This is a genomic window from Kitasatospora sp. NPDC086009, from assembly GCF_044540385.1.
Taxonomy (GTDB): Bacteria; Actinomycetota; Actinomycetes; order Streptomycetales; family Streptomycetaceae; genus Kitasatospora.
This window is the reverse complement of the sequence record NZ_JBITSA010000001.1, coordinates 1,195,797-1,212,966: the sequence shown is the minus strand read 5'-3', so window position 1 is coordinate 1,212,966 and position 17,170 is coordinate 1,195,797. Positions and strand designations below refer to the sequence as shown.

Genomic DNA, 17,170 nt, shown 5'->3' with positions numbered 1-17,170 from the left:
ACGCGCCGGGCTCAGCGGGCGGCGGGGACGGGTGGGGTGCGGACGAGCGGGGTGTCCTGGGCGGGCGGGGTGTAGTGGGCGGCGCGGACGCGGCGGAGCCAGGCCTCGGCGGGGCGCGGGTCCGGCGCCGGGGGGAGGGCGCCGGGGCGGGCGAAGCGTTCGGCGGCGGCGGCGAGCAGCGGCTCGGCGGCGGCGGGGTGTTCGGCGATGCGGTCGCCGAGCGCGCGCACCCGCTCCGGGTCGGGCAGCCGGACGACGTTCTCGCCCGTCTCGTGGAGCCGGACGCCCTGCTCGGTGAGCCGGACCAGGTGGCGGGCGTGCTTGGCGGCCCGGCGGAGACCGGCCGGGTCCGCGGTGTCGCGGCCGAGCAGCTTGCGGAACTGCTGGTCGGCGTAGCCGAGATAGGAGTTCCGGACGGCCGTGGCGCTCAGGAAGGAGCCGCGGATCGCGATCAGCTCCTCGCCCAGCGGGCTGCGCACCTCGTACAGGTCCGCCGGCAGCCAGACCAGTTCGGAGGCGGTCGGATTGCAGGTGAGCGCCAGGCGGCACCATTTGGCGGCCTCGTGCAGGGTGGTGTCGGGCTCGGTGGTGACCTGGGACTCCGCCGGGCGGTGCAGGCCGTGGAAGTCCTCGGTCGGCGCGGCGAACAGGCCGAGCCGGTCGACGTCCGAGCCGGCGTGCGCGAAGCCGTACGCGGTCGAGCCGACCACGCCCGCGAGCAGGACGGTGCCGGGTGCGGGGGGCATGAGGTCTCCTCGGGGGTCGCGGCGGTCCGAGGAGTGTGCCCCGCCCGGGCCGCTCGGGGCGAACGAATTCCGGTGCCCCGAACCGGTGTCGGCCGCTCCCGCCGGCCACCGGGGTAGCGTGCGGACCATGGACTCCTCCCTTCCTCCCGCCGCCGCCGACCGCCCCGAGGTCCTCCTGGTCACCGGTGCCGGGCGCGGCATCGGCGCGGCCACCGCCCTGCTGGCCGGGCGGCGCGGCTACCGGGTCTGCGTCAACTACCGCGCCGACGAGGCCGCCGCCACCGCCGTGGTGGACGCCGTCCGGGCCGGGGGCGGTACCGCTCTCGCCGTCCGGGCCGACGTCACCCGGACCGCCGAGGTGGAGCGGCTGTTCGCCACCGTGGACGCCGAACTGGGCCCGCTCACCGCCCTGGTGAACAACGCCGGCACGCTGGAGAAGCAGTGCCGGCTGGAGGAGATCGACGAGGACCGGCTGAACCGGATCTGGGCCTCCAACATCACCGGCCCGTTCCTCTGCGCGAAGCAGGCCGTCCGCCGGATGTCCACCAGGTACGGCGGGCGCGGCGGCGCCATCGTCAACGTCTCCTCCGCCGCCTCCCGGCTCGGCTCGCCGAACGAGTACGTGGACTACGCGGCCGCCAAGGGCGCCGTCGACTCGATGACCCGCGGACTCGCCCTGGAGGTCGCCGCCGAGGGCATCCGGGTCAACGCCGTGCGCCCCGGCCTGATCCACACCGACATCCACGCCCTGGGCGGTGAGCCCGGCCGGGTGGACCGGGTCGCGCCCGGGCTGCCGATGCGGCGGGGCGGACGGCCGGAGGAGGTCGCCGAGGCGATCCTCTACCTGCTCTCCCCCGCCGCCTCGTACAGCACGGGCACCTTCCTGGACGTCTCCGGCGGCCGCTGAGACGACGCCGTCCGTTTCCTTCCCCGGCCGCCTCTCCCGCCCGTACGGTGGAGGCCATGACCGACGACCTGCCGGACCGTGAACCCGACCTGCCGTCCGCGTTCCTCGACATCCCCGGTGTGCGCAACTTCCGCGACGCCGGGGGCGTCGGCGCCCTGCGCACGGGCGTGCTCTACCGCTCCGGCTCCTTCCACAACCTCACGCCGGAGGGCGCCCAGCGGCTCAAGGACCTCGGCCTGCGCACCGTGATCGACCTGCGCAGCCCCTTCGAGCTGGCGACCTGGCCCGACCTGCGGTTCGGGCTCGACCACGAGGCGCTCAGCCTCCCCACCCTCCCGGCCAACCGCGAGGACATCGACCGTCCGTGGCCCGAGGACCAGGCCGAGCTCTACCCCTTCATGGCCGAGACCGCCGGCCCCTCGCTGGTCGCCGCGATCCGCCGGCTCGGTACCCCCGGCGGCGTACCGGCCGTCGTGCACTGCGCCGTCGGCAAGGACCGCACCGGTCTGACCATCGCGGTCGTGCAGTCCCTGCTGGGCGCCTCCGACGCCGAGCTGATGGCCGACTTCCTGCTCTCCAACGCCGGCCTCGGCCTGCTCGACGGCCCGACCCCCTACCTCGACGAGACCGGCACCGAACGCGTCTCCCGCCCGATCTCCACCCCGCTCCTGGCCTCGTCCCTCAGCTGGATCCGGGCCCGGCACGGCTCCGTCGCCGACTACCTGCGCGCCCACGGCACCACCGACGAGGAGCTGACCGCCCTCCGGACCAACCTCTCGGCCTGACCGGGCCCGCGGGGCACCCCCTACCCCTGGCGCTCCAGGCGCCACCACTGCGCGGGCGAGTCGTCGTCCTCGCGCTGTTCGACCGGATTGCCGGGGGTGGTGGCGGTGAGCGGCTTGCCGCTGATGAAGCTGGTCAGAGTGTAGGTGCCCGGAGCGTCGAGGTGGTGTTCGAGGAGCCATTCCTGCGCCCCGAAGGCGTTGGGCGACCACTGCTGGATCAGGACGCCGTCCTCCGGGGAGGCACCGGTGACGTCCAGGCGCTTCCCGCTGGCGGCGTTCTCGACGTGGTACAGGGCGCCACCCGGGTGGACGGCGCCGAACCGCCAGAGCTGGGCCTCGGAGCCGCTCTCCGCTCCGAGGACGACCTTGGCACCGCTGCGGCGGCTCCCGTCGGCGACCTCCAGCAGCAGCCCGCTGCCGACGTTGCGCACCCGGTAGAGGCCGTCCGTGATCACGTGGTCAGTCACGCCGGCAGTCTCTCACCGGGGCGGCCGCCCCCGTGCCCGACGGCTCGGCCGGGCAGTCCCGACGGCCGACCGGGCCGGTGGGCGGATCGTCGCCCCCCGGTAGCGGGCCACCGCCGGGCGGGCGCCTATGCTGCGGCGAATGGTGTCCGACCGCATTCCCCCGCACGACGGCTCCCCGGATCCGTCGGACCGTCAGCAACCCGCCCTCGACCGGGCGACGGCCGAACTGGAGGCGGCCGTCGCGGCCGGCGACGACGAGCGGGTGGCGGCCGCGTTCCAACGGCTCGGCGGGCTGCTGGGCCCGGCCGGCGAGGCCGAGTCGGCGGCGGTCGGCCCCCGGCTGGCGGCGCTACTCCCGGAGCTGCCGCCGTTCCCCCGGGCGCGGCTGGCGATGATGGTGGGCGCCTGCGTCGAGCGCGGCGCCGACCCGGTGGCCTGCGCCGGACAGGTGCTGGCGGGCCTGCGCGGAGCGCTGAGCGGCGCGCTGCTGCTGGTCGAGCGCTGGGCCGAGACCGGCGGCGGCGACCTGCCCGACCCGGACGAGGACGACCCGGCTCTGGCGCACGCCCGGATCGAGGACCCGGACCGGCTGGCCGAGTGGCACGCCCACCGGGCGGTGATCGGCTGGTGGACGCTCCACCTGTGGCAGATGGCCTCGTTCGCGGTCTGCACCCATGCGGCCGTCCGCACCGCGGCCCGGGCCGACGGCGTGATGGACGTCCTGCTCGAACTGATCGACCGCTACGGCGAGGGGCAGCACGACCTCAAGGGCCTGACCCACCTGGCGAAGACGCTCGACGACGAGCCGCTGCTGGTGCTGGACCGCCCGAGCAGTACCGGCTACCTGCTGCGGATGGACGGTCTGACCGACAACTTCCAGTTGCACACGCTGCTCGCCGACGTGCTGATCGGCGGCGGACACCTGCCCGGCTCCCCGCCGGACCCGGAGGCCGTCGCGCTCAGCCGGACCGAGGAGCTGGACGGGCGCCGCCGGGTCACCGCGTACGGCTCGTTCAACCTGGTCGCGCCCGACGGGACGTGGATCTGGAACGAGGGCACGCCGAGCGACATCCCGGTGGTGGACGGCTTCCGCACCCTGGTGCTGGAGCCGCAGGCGTACGAGCGCAGTTGGTCGGCGGGCCGGTACATCCAGCAGGTGCCGGGGGACCTCCGGCTGGAGCGGGTGCTGGCACCGGCCGAGGCCGCGGAGCGGCTCTCCCGGGCGGCGCGGGCACTGCCGTTCGAGGAGGCCTTCCGGTAGCCGTTCGGGCGGCCCCGCCCGGTAGGGGGCGCCCGTCGGCCCGAAGCCGGGCCGGGTCGGAGCCGGGCCGGGTTGGAGCCGGGGCCGGGAGTCCGGCGGGTTAGGGTCGGACGATCCGAGGATGCCGAGGAGTGGAGTCGACGATGGCGAGGATCCCGAACGTGCTCTCGACCGCCGCGCCCGCCGCGCTGACCGCGGCGAGCGGCCTGGTCGGCGGCTACGGCGTCGCCCGGTGGACCGGCCGGCGCGAACTGGGCGGTGCCGTCCTGGCCGTGGCCGGGGCGGGCGCCGCCGCGCAGTGGCACCGCAGCTCGGGCGCGGCCACCGCCGCCGCCCTGACCGGCCTCTACGTGGCGGCCTTCGGCGGCTCGCATCCGCTGGCGAAGAGGATCGGCGCCTGGCCGTCCGTCCTCGCCGTCACCAGCGTGGTCGCCGCCGCCTCGACCGCCGCGAGCGTGCTGGGCTCCCGCCGGAGCTGAGCCGGCCCGCCCGGCCCCCGGTGGCGGCCGCCCGTCAGCCGGCCACCGCGCCGAACCTGGCCTCGAAAGCGGCCCGGTTCGGCGAGACGGGCGTGCGGTCCCAGACCGCGAACACGACTCGCTCGAAGGCCGCGCCGTACTGCGCCAGCGCCCCCTCGAAGGCCTCCGCCACCTGTGCCGGGTCGTTGCCGAACACCCCGCAGCCCCAGGCCCCCAGCACCAGCGCGCGCACCTCGTGCCGGGCCGCCGCCGCGAGCACCCGGACCGCCCGCTCGGCGAGCACCCCCCGGACGTCCACCTCCGCCGAACGCCGTGCCAACTGGCCGGCGTTGGGCGCCGGCGAGGTCAGGAACGTCACCGGGTAGGGCTCTGCCAGTAGCTCGCCGTCCCCGCCCCGGATCACCGGCACGTCGGGCGAGACGATCACCCGGTGGCTGTACCGCAGGTCGTCACTGGCGCGGTGCGCCGCGTAGTAGTCCGGGGCCTCGCGCAGGCAGGTGTACAGCAGGGCGCTGCGGCAGAGGTCCTCCTCCTGGGCCCGGGCGCCGCGCAGATAGCCGCCGCCCGGGTTGCGCGCCGAGGCGAAGTTGAGCACCCCGACCCGGCCCGCACCGGCCGCCACCAGGCGCCGGGCGGCCGCGATGCTGCCCTCGGCCGTCACCTCGACGGCCGCCGCCCCCGACGCCGCCGGGGCCGGACCGGGCCCGGGCGCCGCCGCCCGCAGCAGCTCGTCCAGCGTCTGCGGCCGGTACGACACCGTCCCCGCCCTGGCCGCCGCCAGTCGCTCCGTCACCTGGACGAGTTCGCCCCCGGCTGCCCGGTAGCTCCCCCGCTCGGCGATCTCCTCGTTCACCACCGCCACGCCATGCAGTCTGCTGCTCATGTCCGTGACCGTAAGGGACGGGGCCGCCCGCGCGCCACTGGTTATTCTCACCGGCAGAACAACGTGGCGACCGGCGGGCGGGGGAACGCGGACGGGCCCGCCCCACCGAAGTGGAGCGGGCCCGTCGGGCGTCGGCGCGGATGCGCTACGCGGGGTCAGTTCTTCCAGCGCGGCTTGCGGTCGTCGCGGTTGAAGCCACCGGAGTTGAAGCCGCCGGAGCGGCCACCGCGGTCGTCGCCGCGGTCACGGTTGAAGCCGCCGGAGGCCTGCGGGCGGCCACCGGAGCGGTGGTCGTCACGGCGGGAGAACGGACGGCTGCTGCTGCCGGCGGCGCCACGCTCGTCGCGGTCGCGGCCGAAGGCCGGGCGGTCACCGAAGGTGCGGGCCGGACGGTCGCCGAAGGAGCGGCCGCCGCGGTCGTCGCGGTCACGGTTGAAGCCACCGGAGCCACCGCCGCGGTTGTCACGGTCACCGAAGGAACGGCCACCGCGGTCGTCACGGTTGAAGCCACCGGAGCCACCGCCACGGTTGTCACGGTCACCGAAGGAACGGCCGCCACGGTCGTCACGGTTGAAGCCACCGGAGCGGCCGCCGCGGTCGTCACGGTCACGGTTGAAGCCACCGCCGCGGTTGTCACGGTCACCGAAGGAACGGCCACCGCGGTCGTCACGGTTGAAGCCACCGGAGCCACCGCCACGGTTGTCACGGTCACCGAAGGAACGGCCGCCACGGTCGTCACGGTTGAAGCCACCGGAGCGGCCGCCGCGGTCGTCGCGGTCACGGTTGAAGCCACCGCCGCGGTTGTCACGGTCACCGAAGGAACGGCCACCGCGGTCGTCACGGTCACGGTTGTACGCCGGGCGCTCGGTGCGCGCCTCGCGGTAGGACGGGGCCCGCTCCTCGGTCACGGCGGCGGCCGGGGCGGCCGTCTCCGCGGGAACCTCGGTGGTCTCGGCGGTCTCGGCGGTCTCGGCCTCGGCGGCGGGCGCCTCGTCCTCGATGCCCAGGTCGGCCCGCTCGCGCGCGGCGCGGGCGGCCAGGCGGTCGGCCTCCTCGCGCAGCTCGGTGGCGCGGCGCTGCGCGCGCTCCAGCTGGCGGGTCATGTCGGCGAGCTCGCGCTCGGCGGCACCGGCGATGCCGGCGGCGCTCTCGGCCTGGACCTCGATCAGCGAACGGGCGCCGGTGATCTTGGCGACCTCGGCGTCGAAGGCGTGGTCGAGGATGTGGCGCGAGGCGTCGACGCCCGCGTCCTCCATCAGGCGGAACACGCCACGGCGCTGGTGCGGCAGCACCAGGGTGACGACGGCGCCGGAGCGGCCGGCGCGGGCGGTGCGGCCGGAGCGGTGCAGGTAGTCCTTGTGGTCACCGGCCGGGTCCACGTTCAGGACCAGGTCGATGCCGTCGACGTGGATGCCGCGGGCGGCGACGTCGGTCGCGACGACCACGTTGACGTAGCCGTCCTTGAAGTCGCCGAGGACGCGGGTACGCGCGCCCTGGGTCATGCCGCCGTGCAGCGCGTCGGCCTTCACGCCGGCCTCGATGAGCTGCTCGGCGACGCGGTCGGCGCCCATCTGGGTGCGGACGAAGATGATCGTGCGGCCCTTGCGGGCGGCGATCGCGTTGGTGATCGGCGCCTTGTCCTTGGGCTTCACCACGAGGATGTGGTGGGTCATGGTGGTGACCGCGCCGGCCGACGGGTCGACCTCGTGGGTGACCGGGTTCTTCAGGTAGCGCTTGACCAGGCTGTCGATCTCGTTCTCCAGGGTGGCGGAGAACAGCAGGCGCTGGCCGCCGGCCGGCACCTGGTCGAGGATCTCGGTGACCTCGGGCAGGAAGCCCATGTCGGCCATCTGGTCGGCCTCGTCGAGCACGACGGTCTTGACCTCGCCCAGCTTGGCGCTGCCGCGGTTCAGCAGGTCGCGCAGGCGGCCGGGGGTGGCGACGAGGACGTCGACGCCGCGCTCCAGCGCGTAGATCTGGTTCGACATCGAGGTGCCGCCGCAGACGACCTTGAGCTTGAGGCCGAGCACCGAGCCGAACGGCTCCAGCGCGTCGGCGACCTGCATGGCCAGCTCGCGGGTCGGGACGAGGATCAGGCCGCGCGGGTGCTTGGGCTTGGTGCGCTCGCCGCCGGCGAGGCGGGTCAGCAGCGGCAGGCCGAAGCTGAGGGTCTTGCCGGAGCCGGTACGGCCGCGGCCCAGCACGTCCTTGCCGGCCAGCGCGTCCGGGATGGTCGCGGCCTGGATCGGGAACGGGGTGGTGACACCGCGCTTGGCGAGGGCGCGCACGACGTCGTCGTGCAGGCCCAGGTCGCCGAAGGTGACGGTGGGCTCGGCGGCCTCGGCGCTCTCCTCGGTCGCGGCCTCGTCGGCGGCGTCCTGGTCGGCGGTGGGGTCGATGTCCTGGTCGGCGTCGAACAGCTCGACCTCGGGGGCATCGACGAGGGTGACATCGGCGGCGGACTCGCTCGCGGGCATGGCGAAGCGGGCGTCGTCAACGAGAGACATGCAAAACCTTCCGGAAGTGGCACGCGCCAAAGTCCGGGTTCTGTTTCACAACCGCCTCTATGCGGTCAGCCACGGATCGCCGGTACGCGCCAAGGGCGCCAGATGGGAATTAGGGCGCCAGTCAAATGAATCAAACGAACGATCTACCACCATAGGGGAACCTCGGGATCAAAGGCAAATGCACTGGCCAGCGCGCTAGTGGCCGCCCGAAGCGGCGCTCGGGGCCGAAGATCCGGAGTTGCCGGGCGTGGGCTCGGGCGCCGGCGTGGCGGGCGGGGCGGGGGTGACCGGGCTCGGATCGGGGGAGGCCGACGGCCGGACGGTCGGGCTCGCCGCCGGCGGGGTCGCGGCGCCGCCGCCGGAGCGCCCGTCCCCGGTGCCGCCGGTGGAACCGCCGCTGCCGGTGCCTCCGGCCGCCCCCGCACCGCCTGTGCCACCCGTACCGGCCGCCGCCCCGCCGGCCGAGGTACCGGTACCCGGTTGGGGTGCGCTACTGGCGTTCACGCCCCCGGCATCACCGTTCGCGCCCGGCGCGTCCTGCCCGGGGACGGCTCCCGGGGCCTCCTCCGCACCGGCGGCCGCACCGTTCGCGCCCGAGGACGCCCCGCCCGCCACCGCGGTCTGGCCCGCTCCCGGCGTGCCCCCGGGCTGCGCGCTCCCGGAACGCTCCGGCCGCCCGGACGCGCCACCCTGGCGGACGCCGGCCGGCGTGGCCGACGCGCCGCCCGCGGGCTTGCCCACCGTCCCGGCCTGCCCGACCGGGACGGTGCCGTGCTTCTCGTCCGCGCCCGGTCCGACCGACATGCACCCGGTCAGGCCCAACCCGGCCACCGCCAGCACCGCCGCCGCGCGCACCACACCGTCGCGCACCGCCACCGCCCTGGGCTTGCGCTCCGGCGCCTGCCGGACCACCACGGCCCGCACCACGACCGGCCGGTCGACCGCCGGACGGACCACCGGCGCCCGACCGGCCGAACGTTCCTCCTGAGCACCCACCTCGCGCACCGAACGCATCGCCGCCACCGAGCTCCCTCTTCCACTGCCCCACCCGGGCCCGGGCCGCCGCCGTCGCGCGCGGCACTTTCGGTGCCCAACGCGCGCCCCGGGCACCGGGACACGGGCCGCCCGACAGGAAGCGCCCGGCGCCATCCACCCGGCGCAACACCACCGGCGCGAACCCCGGCGCTCACCACGGCGCTCACCACGGCGCTCACCACGGCGCTCACCACGACGCCGAACACCGGTACGAGCGCCGGCGGAAGCCCCGACCACCGCGCCGGACCCGCCCGGCCCGCCCGGCCCGCCCGGCCCGCCCGGCCCGCTCAGCCCCAGAGCGCCGAGGCCGCCTCCGCCCCCGCGTACACCGCGGCGAGCCCCGCCGCCACGCTGCCCGCCACGTTGGCCAGCGCGTACCGTCCGGCCCCGCCCTCGGCCAGCCGCAGGGTCTCCCAGGAGAAGGTCGAATAGGTCGTCAGCGCCCCGCAGAAGCCCGTCCCGAGCAGGAGTTGGAGGTGCGAGGAGGCCGCGCCGGCCGCGACCGCCCCGGTCACCAGCCCGAGCACCAGGCAGCCGGCCACGTTCACGGTGAAGGTGCCCCACGGGAACGCCGAGTCGTGCCGGGCCCGCACCGCCCGGTCGGTCAGGTACCGCAGCGGCGCGCCGACCACCGCCCCGGCCACCACCAGCAACCAGTTCACCGCCCCGCCCCCTCCGCCGCCTGAACGGCGGGCGCCCCGGCCGACCCCGCCGACCATCTCACCCCGGCCTCCGGACCGCGCCCGGGAGCAGACGGCGCGTCATCCCCGCCGCCACCCGGACCGCGGCCAGCGCCACCAGCAGCGTCAGCCCCAGGTAGGCCGCCCCGGCCCCGGGCCGCCCGTGCGCCAGCAGCAGCCGGACGTCCAGCGCGTACGTGGAGAAGGTGGTGAACCCGCCCAGCACCCCCGTGCCGAAGAACGGCCGGAGCAACGGGTGCGCGGGCCGCCCCTCGGTGACCACCACCAGGAAGACCCCGATCACCGCGCAGCCGGTCCCGTTCACGACCAGCGTGGTCCACGGGAAGCCGGCCGGCCCGGTCGGCCAGAGCAGGCCGGCCCCGTACCGCGCCGACGCCCCTATCGCGCCGCCCAGCGCGACCGCCGCCACCGCGGGCCCCTGCCCGCGCAGCACCGGCTCCCGGCGCGGGGGCACCGCGTCGGCCGCCACGCCCGCCCCGCTCTCCGATGTCGTCATGGGCCCATGAAACACCGGCCCCCACCGCCTGGCACACCGTCACCGCAGACCCGACAATGATCCGGTGGAGATGACCCGGGAAGACTTCGAGACGCTCGTCAGCGACGCCCTCGACCGGATCCCCCCGAAACTCGCGGCCATGATGGACAACGTCGCGGTGTTCGTCGAGGAGGAGCCCGACCCCGCCGACCCGGAGCTCCTCGGCCTCTACGAGGGCACCCCGCTCACCGAGCGCGGCGAGTGGTACGCCGGCGTGCTCCCCGACCGGATCATCATCTACCGGGGCCCGACCCTGCGGCACTGCGAGACCCACGAGCAGGCGGTCGAGGAGGTCCGCACCACGGTCATCCACGAGGTCGCCCACCACTTCGGCTTCGACGACCACGAGCTCGACGAGCTCGGCTGGTCCTGACCGGCCCGCCGGGCCCGCCACCCGGCCGGGCCGAAGTCGTTTTGGCGATCCGCCCGACATCCCATATGCTTCTCGACGTCCCCGAACGCTGGAAACAGCCGGACAGGCCGCAAGCCCTCATCGTCTAGTGGCCCAGGACGCCGCCCTTTCAAGGCGGTAGCACGGGTTCGAATCCCGTTGGGGGCACAGCAGTACCGTAGTAAAGTGCAGTGCGCAAGACCTATGTGGAGCAATCCACACCAGGTCCCGTGGAGCAGTTGGTTAGCTCGCCACCCTGTCAAGGTGGAGGTCGCGGGTTCAAGTCCCGTCGGGATCGCTCGTCTCGCAAGAGACGGTGCAGTACGGCCAGGTAGCTCAGTTGGTACGAGCGTCCGCCTGAAAAGCGGAAGGTCGCCGGTTCGACCCCGGCCCTGGCCACAGCTGCGAACAGCAGAAAGGCCCCGGAGAGTTCGCTCTCCGGGGCCTTTTGCGTGCCTGCCGCGTCCACCGGGCGCCGGGGCACGCCGACGGGGCGGGTACTCGATCCGAGTACCCGCCCCGTCGGCGGTGTGCTGTGCGCGCCGGTCCTCCGGCTCCCGGCCGGGAGGGGCCTCAGTAGGCCGAGATCCGCTCGGGTTCCCGCGCGGCGCCGGCCGCCGCGTGCCGGGGATGGGCGACCGCCGCGGGGCGGGGCCGGACCGGCCACCAGAGGGAGCGGCCCAGGAGGGCGGCCAGGGCGGGGACCAGGACCAGGGAGAGCACGAGTGCCGAGAGCATGATGCCGAGCGCCATCGCGAAGGCGACCTGTTCGCTGCCCGGGGTGGTGGCGAGGGTGGCGAAGGAGCCGGCGAGCACCAGTCCGGCCATCGCGATGGCGGGTGTGGTGTGCCGGACCGCTCGGGCCACGGCGCCCCGGGCCGGGCCCGGGCGCTGCATCTCCTCGCGGATCCGGTCGGTGATCAGGATGTTGTAGTCGGTGCCCAGTGCCACCACGAACAGGAACAGCACCAGGGGGAGGGTGAAGCTGATGCCCGGCTCGCCGAGGGCGTGCTGGAAGAGCAGCGTCGCCGCGCCGAGGGTGGCGACGAAACCGAGGCCGACCGAGAGCATCAGGACCACCGGGGCGAGCAGGCTGCGCAGGAGCAGCAGCAGGATCAGCGCGATCAGCGCGGCCGCGACCGGGAAGACGATCCTGAGATCGTGGTCGACGGCGGCCGAGACGTCGGCGAAGATCGCCGGTGTGCCGCCGACGTGGGCCGTCGTCCCGGCGGGCGTGTGCTGGGCGACCGCGGCCCGGATCGGGCCGGAGGCCAGGTCACGGGCCTCCGGGCTCTGCGGGTCGACGGTCGGGTAGAGGTCGATCCGGGCGGCGCGGTGGTCCTGGTTCAGCACGGTGGCCGCGACCTGGCCCACGCCGTCGACCCGGGCGAGGGCCCCGGAGAGGCCGGTCAGCCGGTCCGTGCTGAGGGTGCCCCCGTCCGTGACGGTGACGTAGACGCTCGTCGGGTCCGACACGCCGGCCGGCAGCGCGTGGGAGATCTCGACCGCGGTGGCCGCCGCCGCGGTCTGCGGGCCGGAGTCGCCCCGGCCGTAGTCCATCCGCAGGCCGATCGTCCCGGCCGCCAGTGCGGCGAGCAGCGTGACGGAGGCGGCCAGCATCAGCAGCGGCCGCCGGGCGACCAGTTCGCCGAAGCGGGCGGCGCGGCGGTCGCGCGGCTCGCGGAGCAGCGCCTTGGAGGGCCAGAACATCTTGCGCCCGGCGACGGCGAGCAGCGCCGGCAGCAGGGTGAGGCTGCCCAGCAGCATCACCAGGACCGCGACGGCTATCGCGGGGCCCATCGAGCGGAACTGCCCGAAGGTGGCCAGGCCCAGCGTGGCGAACGCGGCCACGATGGTCAGCGCCGCCGAGGTGATCGCGGTACCCACCCGGGCGGAGACCTGCGCGGCCGCCTCCCGGGCCGGCTGCTCGGGCCGGGCGCGCAGGTGCTCGCGGAAGCGGAACAGCAGGAACAGCATGTAGTCGATGCCGATGCCGAGCAGGACGACGCTGATCAGCCCCGGGGTGCCCGCGTCCAGCTTGAGCCCGGTGAGCAGGGCGGCCCCCGCGACGGCCCCGCCCGCCACGCCGCCGATCAGGGCGACCGCGAGCAGCGGCAGCACCGCGGCCAGCGCGCTGCGGAACACCAGCACGTTGAGCAGGACGATGAGCCCCATCACCACGGCGCCCCCGACCGTGGACGCGGTCTTGTGGGAGTCGGCGGAGTCGACGGCGTCGGCGAGGCCGCCGGTGAAGCCGGTGCGCATCCCCGCCTCGGCGAACTGCGTCCGGGTGCCGTCCCGGAAGGCCCGGTAGACGCCCTGGACGCCCTGGTCGGCGGCGTTCCCGACCAGTTCGACCGAGAGCAGCTCGAAGCTCCGGTCGGGCGCCACCATCGCCGGGGCGATCCGGGGCGTCTGGGAACGGTCGGGGAGCAGGAACGTCGGCTCGTCGTCCGCCCTGGGCATGGCGACCCGGCGCTTGCCCAGCTTCTCCGCCTCGGCCTCGACCCGCGTCTGGTCCGCCGCGCTGAGGGCCTTGCCGTCGGACCGGGCGACCAGCACCGTCACGACGGTGGCGTCGGGGTTCAGCCCGAACTGCTCCTCGGCGATCCGCATCGCGGCGGCCGAGTCGTAGCTGCGGGGCAGGAAGTCGGCGGTCTGGCTCTGCGTGACGCGGGACATCAGCATCGGGGCCAGGGCGGTCAGGACGACGGCCAGCACGCCCCAGAGGGCGACGACCTTCCAGGGATGTCTGGTGGAGTACCCGGTCAGGGCGCGGATCACGATGTCCTCCGACGGACGGACTTGAGTGCGGATGCCTGCCGGGGACGGACTCCCCGACCGGTCTCAAGACCATCACCGCGCGGGCCCTCCGGGCGTCGTGGCGGCGGATGATCCGCACCGGGGCCCGCGCTCCCGCCCGGGCCCGCACCCAGGACCCTGGTCCTGGTCAGGGCCCCGTCCCCGGCCGTCGGGCGGGTCCGCGCACGGCGGCGGCTGTGCGAGGCTGTCGGGGGGACAGGAGGCCGGACGCAGGGGGAGTACCCAGATGCCCAGGAACCGACGGAGCGGGCCCGGCGATGCCCGGGAGCCGCTGGACGCCGACGGCTTCGAGCCGCCGTGGACCCGCAACGACGCGCTGGTGACCGGCGGGGCCTGCGCGATGAACCTGCTCAGCTACGTGTTCTTCGCCTATCCCGACGGCCGGCACGCCGTGAGCGTGCTCGGGTTCCTCCTCGTCGCGCTGGCGGCCCTGCCGTTGCTCGCCCGGCGCAGCCACCCGGGGGCGGTGCTGACCGCCGTCCTGGTGCTCGACGCGGCCTCCTCCCTGACGGCGTCCCTGCCCGTCCACTTCGGGTCCGTGCTGGTGGTCGCCCTGTTCTCGGCGGCCCGGGCCTGCACCGGCCGGGTGACGGCGGTCGCGGCCGTCGCGACGGTGACGCTGACGCTGCTGAGCCAGAGCCACGGCCGGACGCCCACCTGGGAGGCCACCGTCAGCGCGGTCCTCTCCACCCTGATCGTGGTCGGCACCGCGCTGGCGGTGAACCAGTGGCAGCAGCAGGTGGCGGCCAACCGGCAGCTCCTCGCCGACCGCGCGGTGGCGGACGAACGGCGCCGCATTGCCCGGGAGCTGCACGACATCGTGGCCCACCACATCACCACCATGCAGCTGATGGCCGGTGGCGCCCGGGCCAACCTCGGCCGTCCGGAGGTGGTCCGGGAGGCCCTGGTCACCCTGGAGTCCTCCGGGCGGCTCGCGCTGCGCGAGATGCGCCAGCTGCTGGACGTGCTGCGGGCCGGCGACGAACCGGAGGCCGCGCCGTCGCCGCCCCAGCCCGGCGCCGACGACCTCGACCGCCTGGTGGGCGAGGCCCGGCTCGGCGGGCTGCCGACCGAGTTCGTCGTCCGCGGGCCGCAGCGTCCGCTGCCGCCGACCGTCGGCCTCACGGTGTTCCGGATCGTCCAGGAGGCCCTCACCAACACCCGCAAGTACGCCGGGCCGGCCCGTGCCTCCGTGCACCTGACGTACCGCCGGGACGGGGTCACCGTCGAGGTGCGGGACGACGGCGGGGGCGCTGCGCCGGCGGAGCGGACGCCGGCGACGGGTCCGGGCGGTTACGGCCTGATCGGCATGCGCGAGCGGGTCGCCCTGCACGGCGGCACCCTCACCGTCGGTCCGCAGGCCGGCGGCGGCTTCGCGGTGCTGGCCGACCTGCCGCTGACCGGCAACGACACGGCCGACACGGCTGACACGGCTGACACGGACCGGACGGCCGGGGCGGCCGTCCGACAGGAAGGGGCGTACCGATGACCGGGACGGGGCCGACGACACCGCCGAGGATCAGGGTGCTGATCGTGGACGACCAGCCGCTGGTCCGGCGCGGCCTGTCACTGATCCTCTCCCCCGACCCGTCCTTCGAGGTGGTGGGGGAGGCCGAGAACGGCGCCGAGGCCGTCACCCTCGCCCAACGGCTGCGCCCGGACGTCGTGGTGATGGACATCCGGATGCCCGTCCTCGACGGGGTCGGCGCGACCGGCGAACTCGCCGCCACCGTGCCCGGCTGCCGCGTCCTGGCCCTCAGCACCTTCGACCTCGACGAGTACGTGGTGGGCGCCCTGCGCGCCGGCGCCTACGGGTTCCTGCCCAAGGACAGCTCCCCGGAGGACCTCGCCGCGGCGATCCACACCGTCCACGCGGGCGAGGCCGCCGTCGCGCCGCGCCTGCTCACCCGGCTGATCTCCACCTACGTCCGGGCCCCCGGCGGTCCGCAGCCGGCGCCCACCGGTCTGGGCGACCTGACCCCGCGCGAGGTCGAGGTGTGGCGCCTGATGGCCACCGGCCTCGACAACGGCGGGATCTCCCGCGCGCTGGACATCAGCGTCTCCACGGTCAAGAACTACATCACCAGCATCTTCGACAAGCTCGCCGTCCGGGACCGCGCCCAGGCGGTCATCGCGGCCTACGAGTCCGGACTGGTCACCGCGCGGGCGACGGCCGGGGACCAGCCCGGGTAGCACGCGCCGGTGCCTCCCCGGCCGGGGGTCGGGGAGGCACCGGCGCGTCGACGCCTCAGGAGCGGCGGCGCAGGCGGCGGCCGAGGAGGACGGCGCCGGCGCCGAGGGTGGCGAGGACGGCGGCGGCGATCGCGGGGGCGGTGCCGGACCCGGAGCCGGTGGCGGCGAGTTCACCGGTGGTCTGGGCGGCCGGGGCGGCCGCGGCGGGGGCGGCGGCCTGCGGGGCCGGGGCGGCGACCGCGGGGGCGGCGGCCGGGGCCGGGGCGGCGGGGGCGGCGGCCGGCTTGACCTCGGCGGCGGGCTTGACCGCGGCCGGGGCGGTGGGCTTCCTCGTGGCCGGCTTCGCTGCGGCGGGCTTCGCCGTGGTGGGCGCCGCGGTCGGCGTCGGGGCCGGTGCGAGGACGGTGACGGTGCTGCCCGTCTCGCACATGGTGGTGCCCTCGAACGGGGCGTCGCCCTCGTTGACGAAGAGGCAGGGGCTGAGCCGGGTCGCCCCGAGCGGGGTGTTCACGTCGTAGGCGACCCGGACCCGGGTGGTCTCGGTCCGGCCGGCGGCGATGCCGGAGTTGCGGCCCTGGAGGTAGACGCCGGACAGTTCGTCGCCGACTCCGCCGGTGACCTTGGCGAGGGTGTCCCAGGTGCCGTCGGCCTTGCGGATCTGAACGGTGGCGTGGGGGTCACTGAAGAGCACGTTGCCGAGGTTGACGTAGCCGGACGCGGTGGCATTGGTGAGGACGGCGTCGAACTCGATCGGCGCACCGCCGGCGACCGCGGTGTCGGGGACGGAGGCGAGGGAGGTGCGGATGGAGTCGACCCCGATCGTCCTGGTCTGCTCGGCGAGCGTGACCCAGCCGCCGGGCGCGGTCACGACGGAGCGCAGGCCGATGGAGTCGAAGCCGCCGTTGGTCGCCCCGTGGTGCGGCAGACCCATGGGCGCGCCGATGCGCAGGTCCACGGTGACCGTCCGGCCGGCCGCGACGGTGATGCCGGGCACGCTGCCCTCGTAGCTGGCCGACCCGGGGCCGGACTGGAACGACAGCGGGACGGACTCCCAGCTGCCGGTCGTGGGGTTCCGGTAGTCGATGGTGATGGCGTCCGAGGGGGTGCCGAGGTCGCTGGTGGTGCCCAGTTCGAGCAGGAAGTCGGTGGTCTTCTCGCCGGTGTTGGTGATGGTCTCGGTGAACGCGACCGGCTGCCCGGCGAAGCCGACCGACGCCGGCGCCTGGACCGACAGCTTCGCGCCCTTCACCTCGTCGGCGAACGCCTGCGTCGGCAGGGCCAGCGAGCCGCCGAGTGCGACGACTGCGAGCGTGGCGGCGACGGCGGCGGTGCGGCGCGAACGGCTGACGCGGGCGGTGCTGGACATGGTTCCCCCTGGAACGTGCCGGTTGCGGGCATGCCGAGGACACGCCCGGCGACGCCGGCGAAGACTGGATGTGTGAGTGAGTGGCCGAGAC

General features: G+C 75.2%; 16 protein-coding genes and 3 tRNA genes. 10 read left to right on the top strand and 9 right to left on the bottom strand.

Going from position 1 to position 17,170, the window contains the following annotated elements:
* Window positions 1-11 precede the first annotated feature (11 nt).
* Entirely contained in the window at window positions 12-746 is a 735-nt protein-coding gene (locus tag ACIF6L_RS05415; RefSeq protein ID WP_396491239.1) for a DNA polymerase beta superfamily protein, read from the bottom strand.
* 127 nt (window positions 747-873) lie between these two features.
* Between ACIF6L_RS05415 and ACIF6L_RS05410 the strand changes: the two genes are divergently transcribed.
* Both ACIF6L_RS05410 and ACIF6L_RS05405 read left to right on the top strand, forming a co-directional pair.
* Window positions 874-1,653, top strand: coding sequence for an SDR family oxidoreductase (locus ACIF6L_RS05410; protein WP_359805570.1), 780 nt, complete (start codon window positions 874-876; stop codon window positions 1,651-1,653).
* A 56-nt stretch (window positions 1,654-1,709) separates the two neighbouring features.
* Window positions 1,710-2,438: a tyrosine-protein phosphatase gene (locus ACIF6L_RS05405; RefSeq protein WP_359805568.1), complete on the top strand. Its 729-nt coding sequence runs from the start codon at window positions 1,710-1,712 to the stop codon at window positions 2,436-2,438.
* 20 nt (window positions 2,439-2,458) lie between these two features.
* Here the strand turns inward: ACIF6L_RS05405 and ACIF6L_RS05400 are convergent, their stop codons facing one another.
* Window positions 2,459-2,905, bottom strand: a complete 447-nt coding sequence (locus tag ACIF6L_RS05400; RefSeq protein ID WP_396491238.1) for an RICIN domain-containing protein — start codon at window positions 2,903-2,905, stop codon at window positions 2,459-2,461.
* Between the two features lie 139 nt (window positions 2,906-3,044).
* On the opposite strand from ACIF6L_RS05400, the gene ACIF6L_RS05395 reads away from it, so the two are divergent.
* A complete protein-coding gene (locus tag ACIF6L_RS05395) occupies window positions 3,045-4,166 on the top strand; it encodes a hypothetical protein (protein WP_396491237.1) in 1,122 nt (373 codons plus the stop codon).
* Between the two features lie 143 nt (window positions 4,167-4,309).
* The gene (locus tag ACIF6L_RS05390; RefSeq protein WP_396491236.1) at window positions 4,310-4,645 is read left to right on the top strand and encodes a hypothetical protein; all 336 of its coding nucleotides are present in this window, start codon (window positions 4,310-4,312) and stop codon (window positions 4,643-4,645) included.
* Between the two features lie 34 nt (window positions 4,646-4,679).
* On the opposite strand, the gene ACIF6L_RS05385 is transcribed toward ACIF6L_RS05390, so the two are convergent.
* The 5 genes from ACIF6L_RS05385 to ACIF6L_RS05365 form a co-directional block, all read right to left on the bottom strand.
* Window positions 4,680-5,528: a TIGR02452 family protein gene (locus tag ACIF6L_RS05385; RefSeq protein ID WP_352291193.1), complete on the bottom strand. Its 849-nt coding sequence runs from the start codon at window positions 5,526-5,528 to the stop codon at window positions 4,680-4,682.
* A 155-nt stretch (window positions 5,529-5,683) separates the two neighbouring features.
* On the bottom strand, window positions 5,684-8,035 hold the full coding sequence (locus ACIF6L_RS05380; protein WP_396492469.1) for a DEAD/DEAH box helicase: 2,352 nt from the start codon (window positions 8,033-8,035) through the stop codon (window positions 5,684-5,686).
* 195 nt (window positions 8,036-8,230) lie between these two features.
* Entirely contained in the window at window positions 8,231-9,058 is an 828-nt protein-coding gene (locus tag ACIF6L_RS05375) for a hypothetical protein (protein WP_396491234.1), read from the bottom strand.
* 299 nt (window positions 9,059-9,357) lie between these two features.
* Complete coding sequence (gene crcB, locus ACIF6L_RS05370; protein WP_396491233.1) at window positions 9,358-9,732, bottom strand: fluoride efflux transporter CrcB; 375 nt, start codon at window positions 9,730-9,732, stop codon at window positions 9,358-9,360.
* A 58-nt stretch (window positions 9,733-9,790) separates the two neighbouring features.
* Window positions 9,791-10,267: a fluoride efflux transporter FluC gene (locus ACIF6L_RS05365; RefSeq protein WP_396491232.1), complete on the bottom strand. Its 477-nt coding sequence runs from the start codon at window positions 10,265-10,267 to the stop codon at window positions 9,791-9,793.
* Between the two features lie 70 nt (window positions 10,268-10,337).
* Here ACIF6L_RS05365 and ACIF6L_RS05360 point away from each other — a divergent pair, with 70 nt between their 5' ends.
* The 4 genes from ACIF6L_RS05360 to ACIF6L_RS05345 all read left to right on the top strand — a co-directional run bounded on the left by ACIF6L_RS05360 (window position 10,338) and on the right by ACIF6L_RS05345 (window position 11,096).
* On the top strand, window positions 10,338-10,679 hold the full coding sequence (locus ACIF6L_RS05360) for a metallopeptidase family protein (protein WP_329489024.1): 342 nt from the start codon (window positions 10,338-10,340) through the stop codon (window positions 10,677-10,679).
* A gap of 113 nt (window positions 10,680-10,792) precedes the next feature.
* Window positions 10,793-10,865 (top strand) — tRNA-Glu (locus tag ACIF6L_RS05355).
* A 56-nt stretch (window positions 10,866-10,921) separates the two neighbouring features.
* Window positions 10,922-10,995, top strand: a tRNA-Asp gene (locus tag ACIF6L_RS05350).
* Between the two features lie 27 nt (window positions 10,996-11,022).
* A tRNA-Phe gene (locus ACIF6L_RS05345) sits at window positions 11,023-11,096 on the top strand.
* Window positions 11,097-11,270: 174 nt separating this feature from the next.
* Here ACIF6L_RS05345 and ACIF6L_RS05340 read toward each other — a convergent pair.
* The gene (locus ACIF6L_RS05340) at window positions 11,271-13,481 is read right to left on the bottom strand and encodes an MMPL family transporter (protein WP_359805552.1); all 2,211 of its coding nucleotides are present in this window, start codon (window positions 13,479-13,481) and stop codon (window positions 11,271-11,273) included.
* Between the two features lie 265 nt (window positions 13,482-13,746).
* Between ACIF6L_RS05340 and ACIF6L_RS05335 the strand changes: the two genes are divergently transcribed.
* On the top strand, window positions 13,747-15,009 hold the full coding sequence (locus tag ACIF6L_RS05335; RefSeq protein ID WP_396491231.1) for a sensor histidine kinase: 1,263 nt from the start codon (window positions 13,747-13,749) through the stop codon (window positions 15,007-15,009).
* A complete protein-coding gene (locus ACIF6L_RS05330; protein WP_329489021.1) occupies window positions 15,006-15,713 on the top strand; it encodes a response regulator transcription factor in 708 nt (235 codons plus the stop codon). Before ACIF6L_RS05335 ends, ACIF6L_RS05330 begins: the two co-directional genes overlap by 4 nt.
* Before the next feature lie 55 nt (window positions 15,714-15,768).
* Here the strand turns inward: ACIF6L_RS05330 and ACIF6L_RS05325 are convergent, their stop codons facing one another.
* A complete protein-coding gene (locus ACIF6L_RS05325) occupies window positions 15,769-17,079 on the bottom strand; it encodes a hypothetical protein (protein ID WP_396491230.1) in 1,311 nt (436 codons plus the stop codon).
* Window positions 17,080-17,170: the final 91 nt, after the last annotated feature.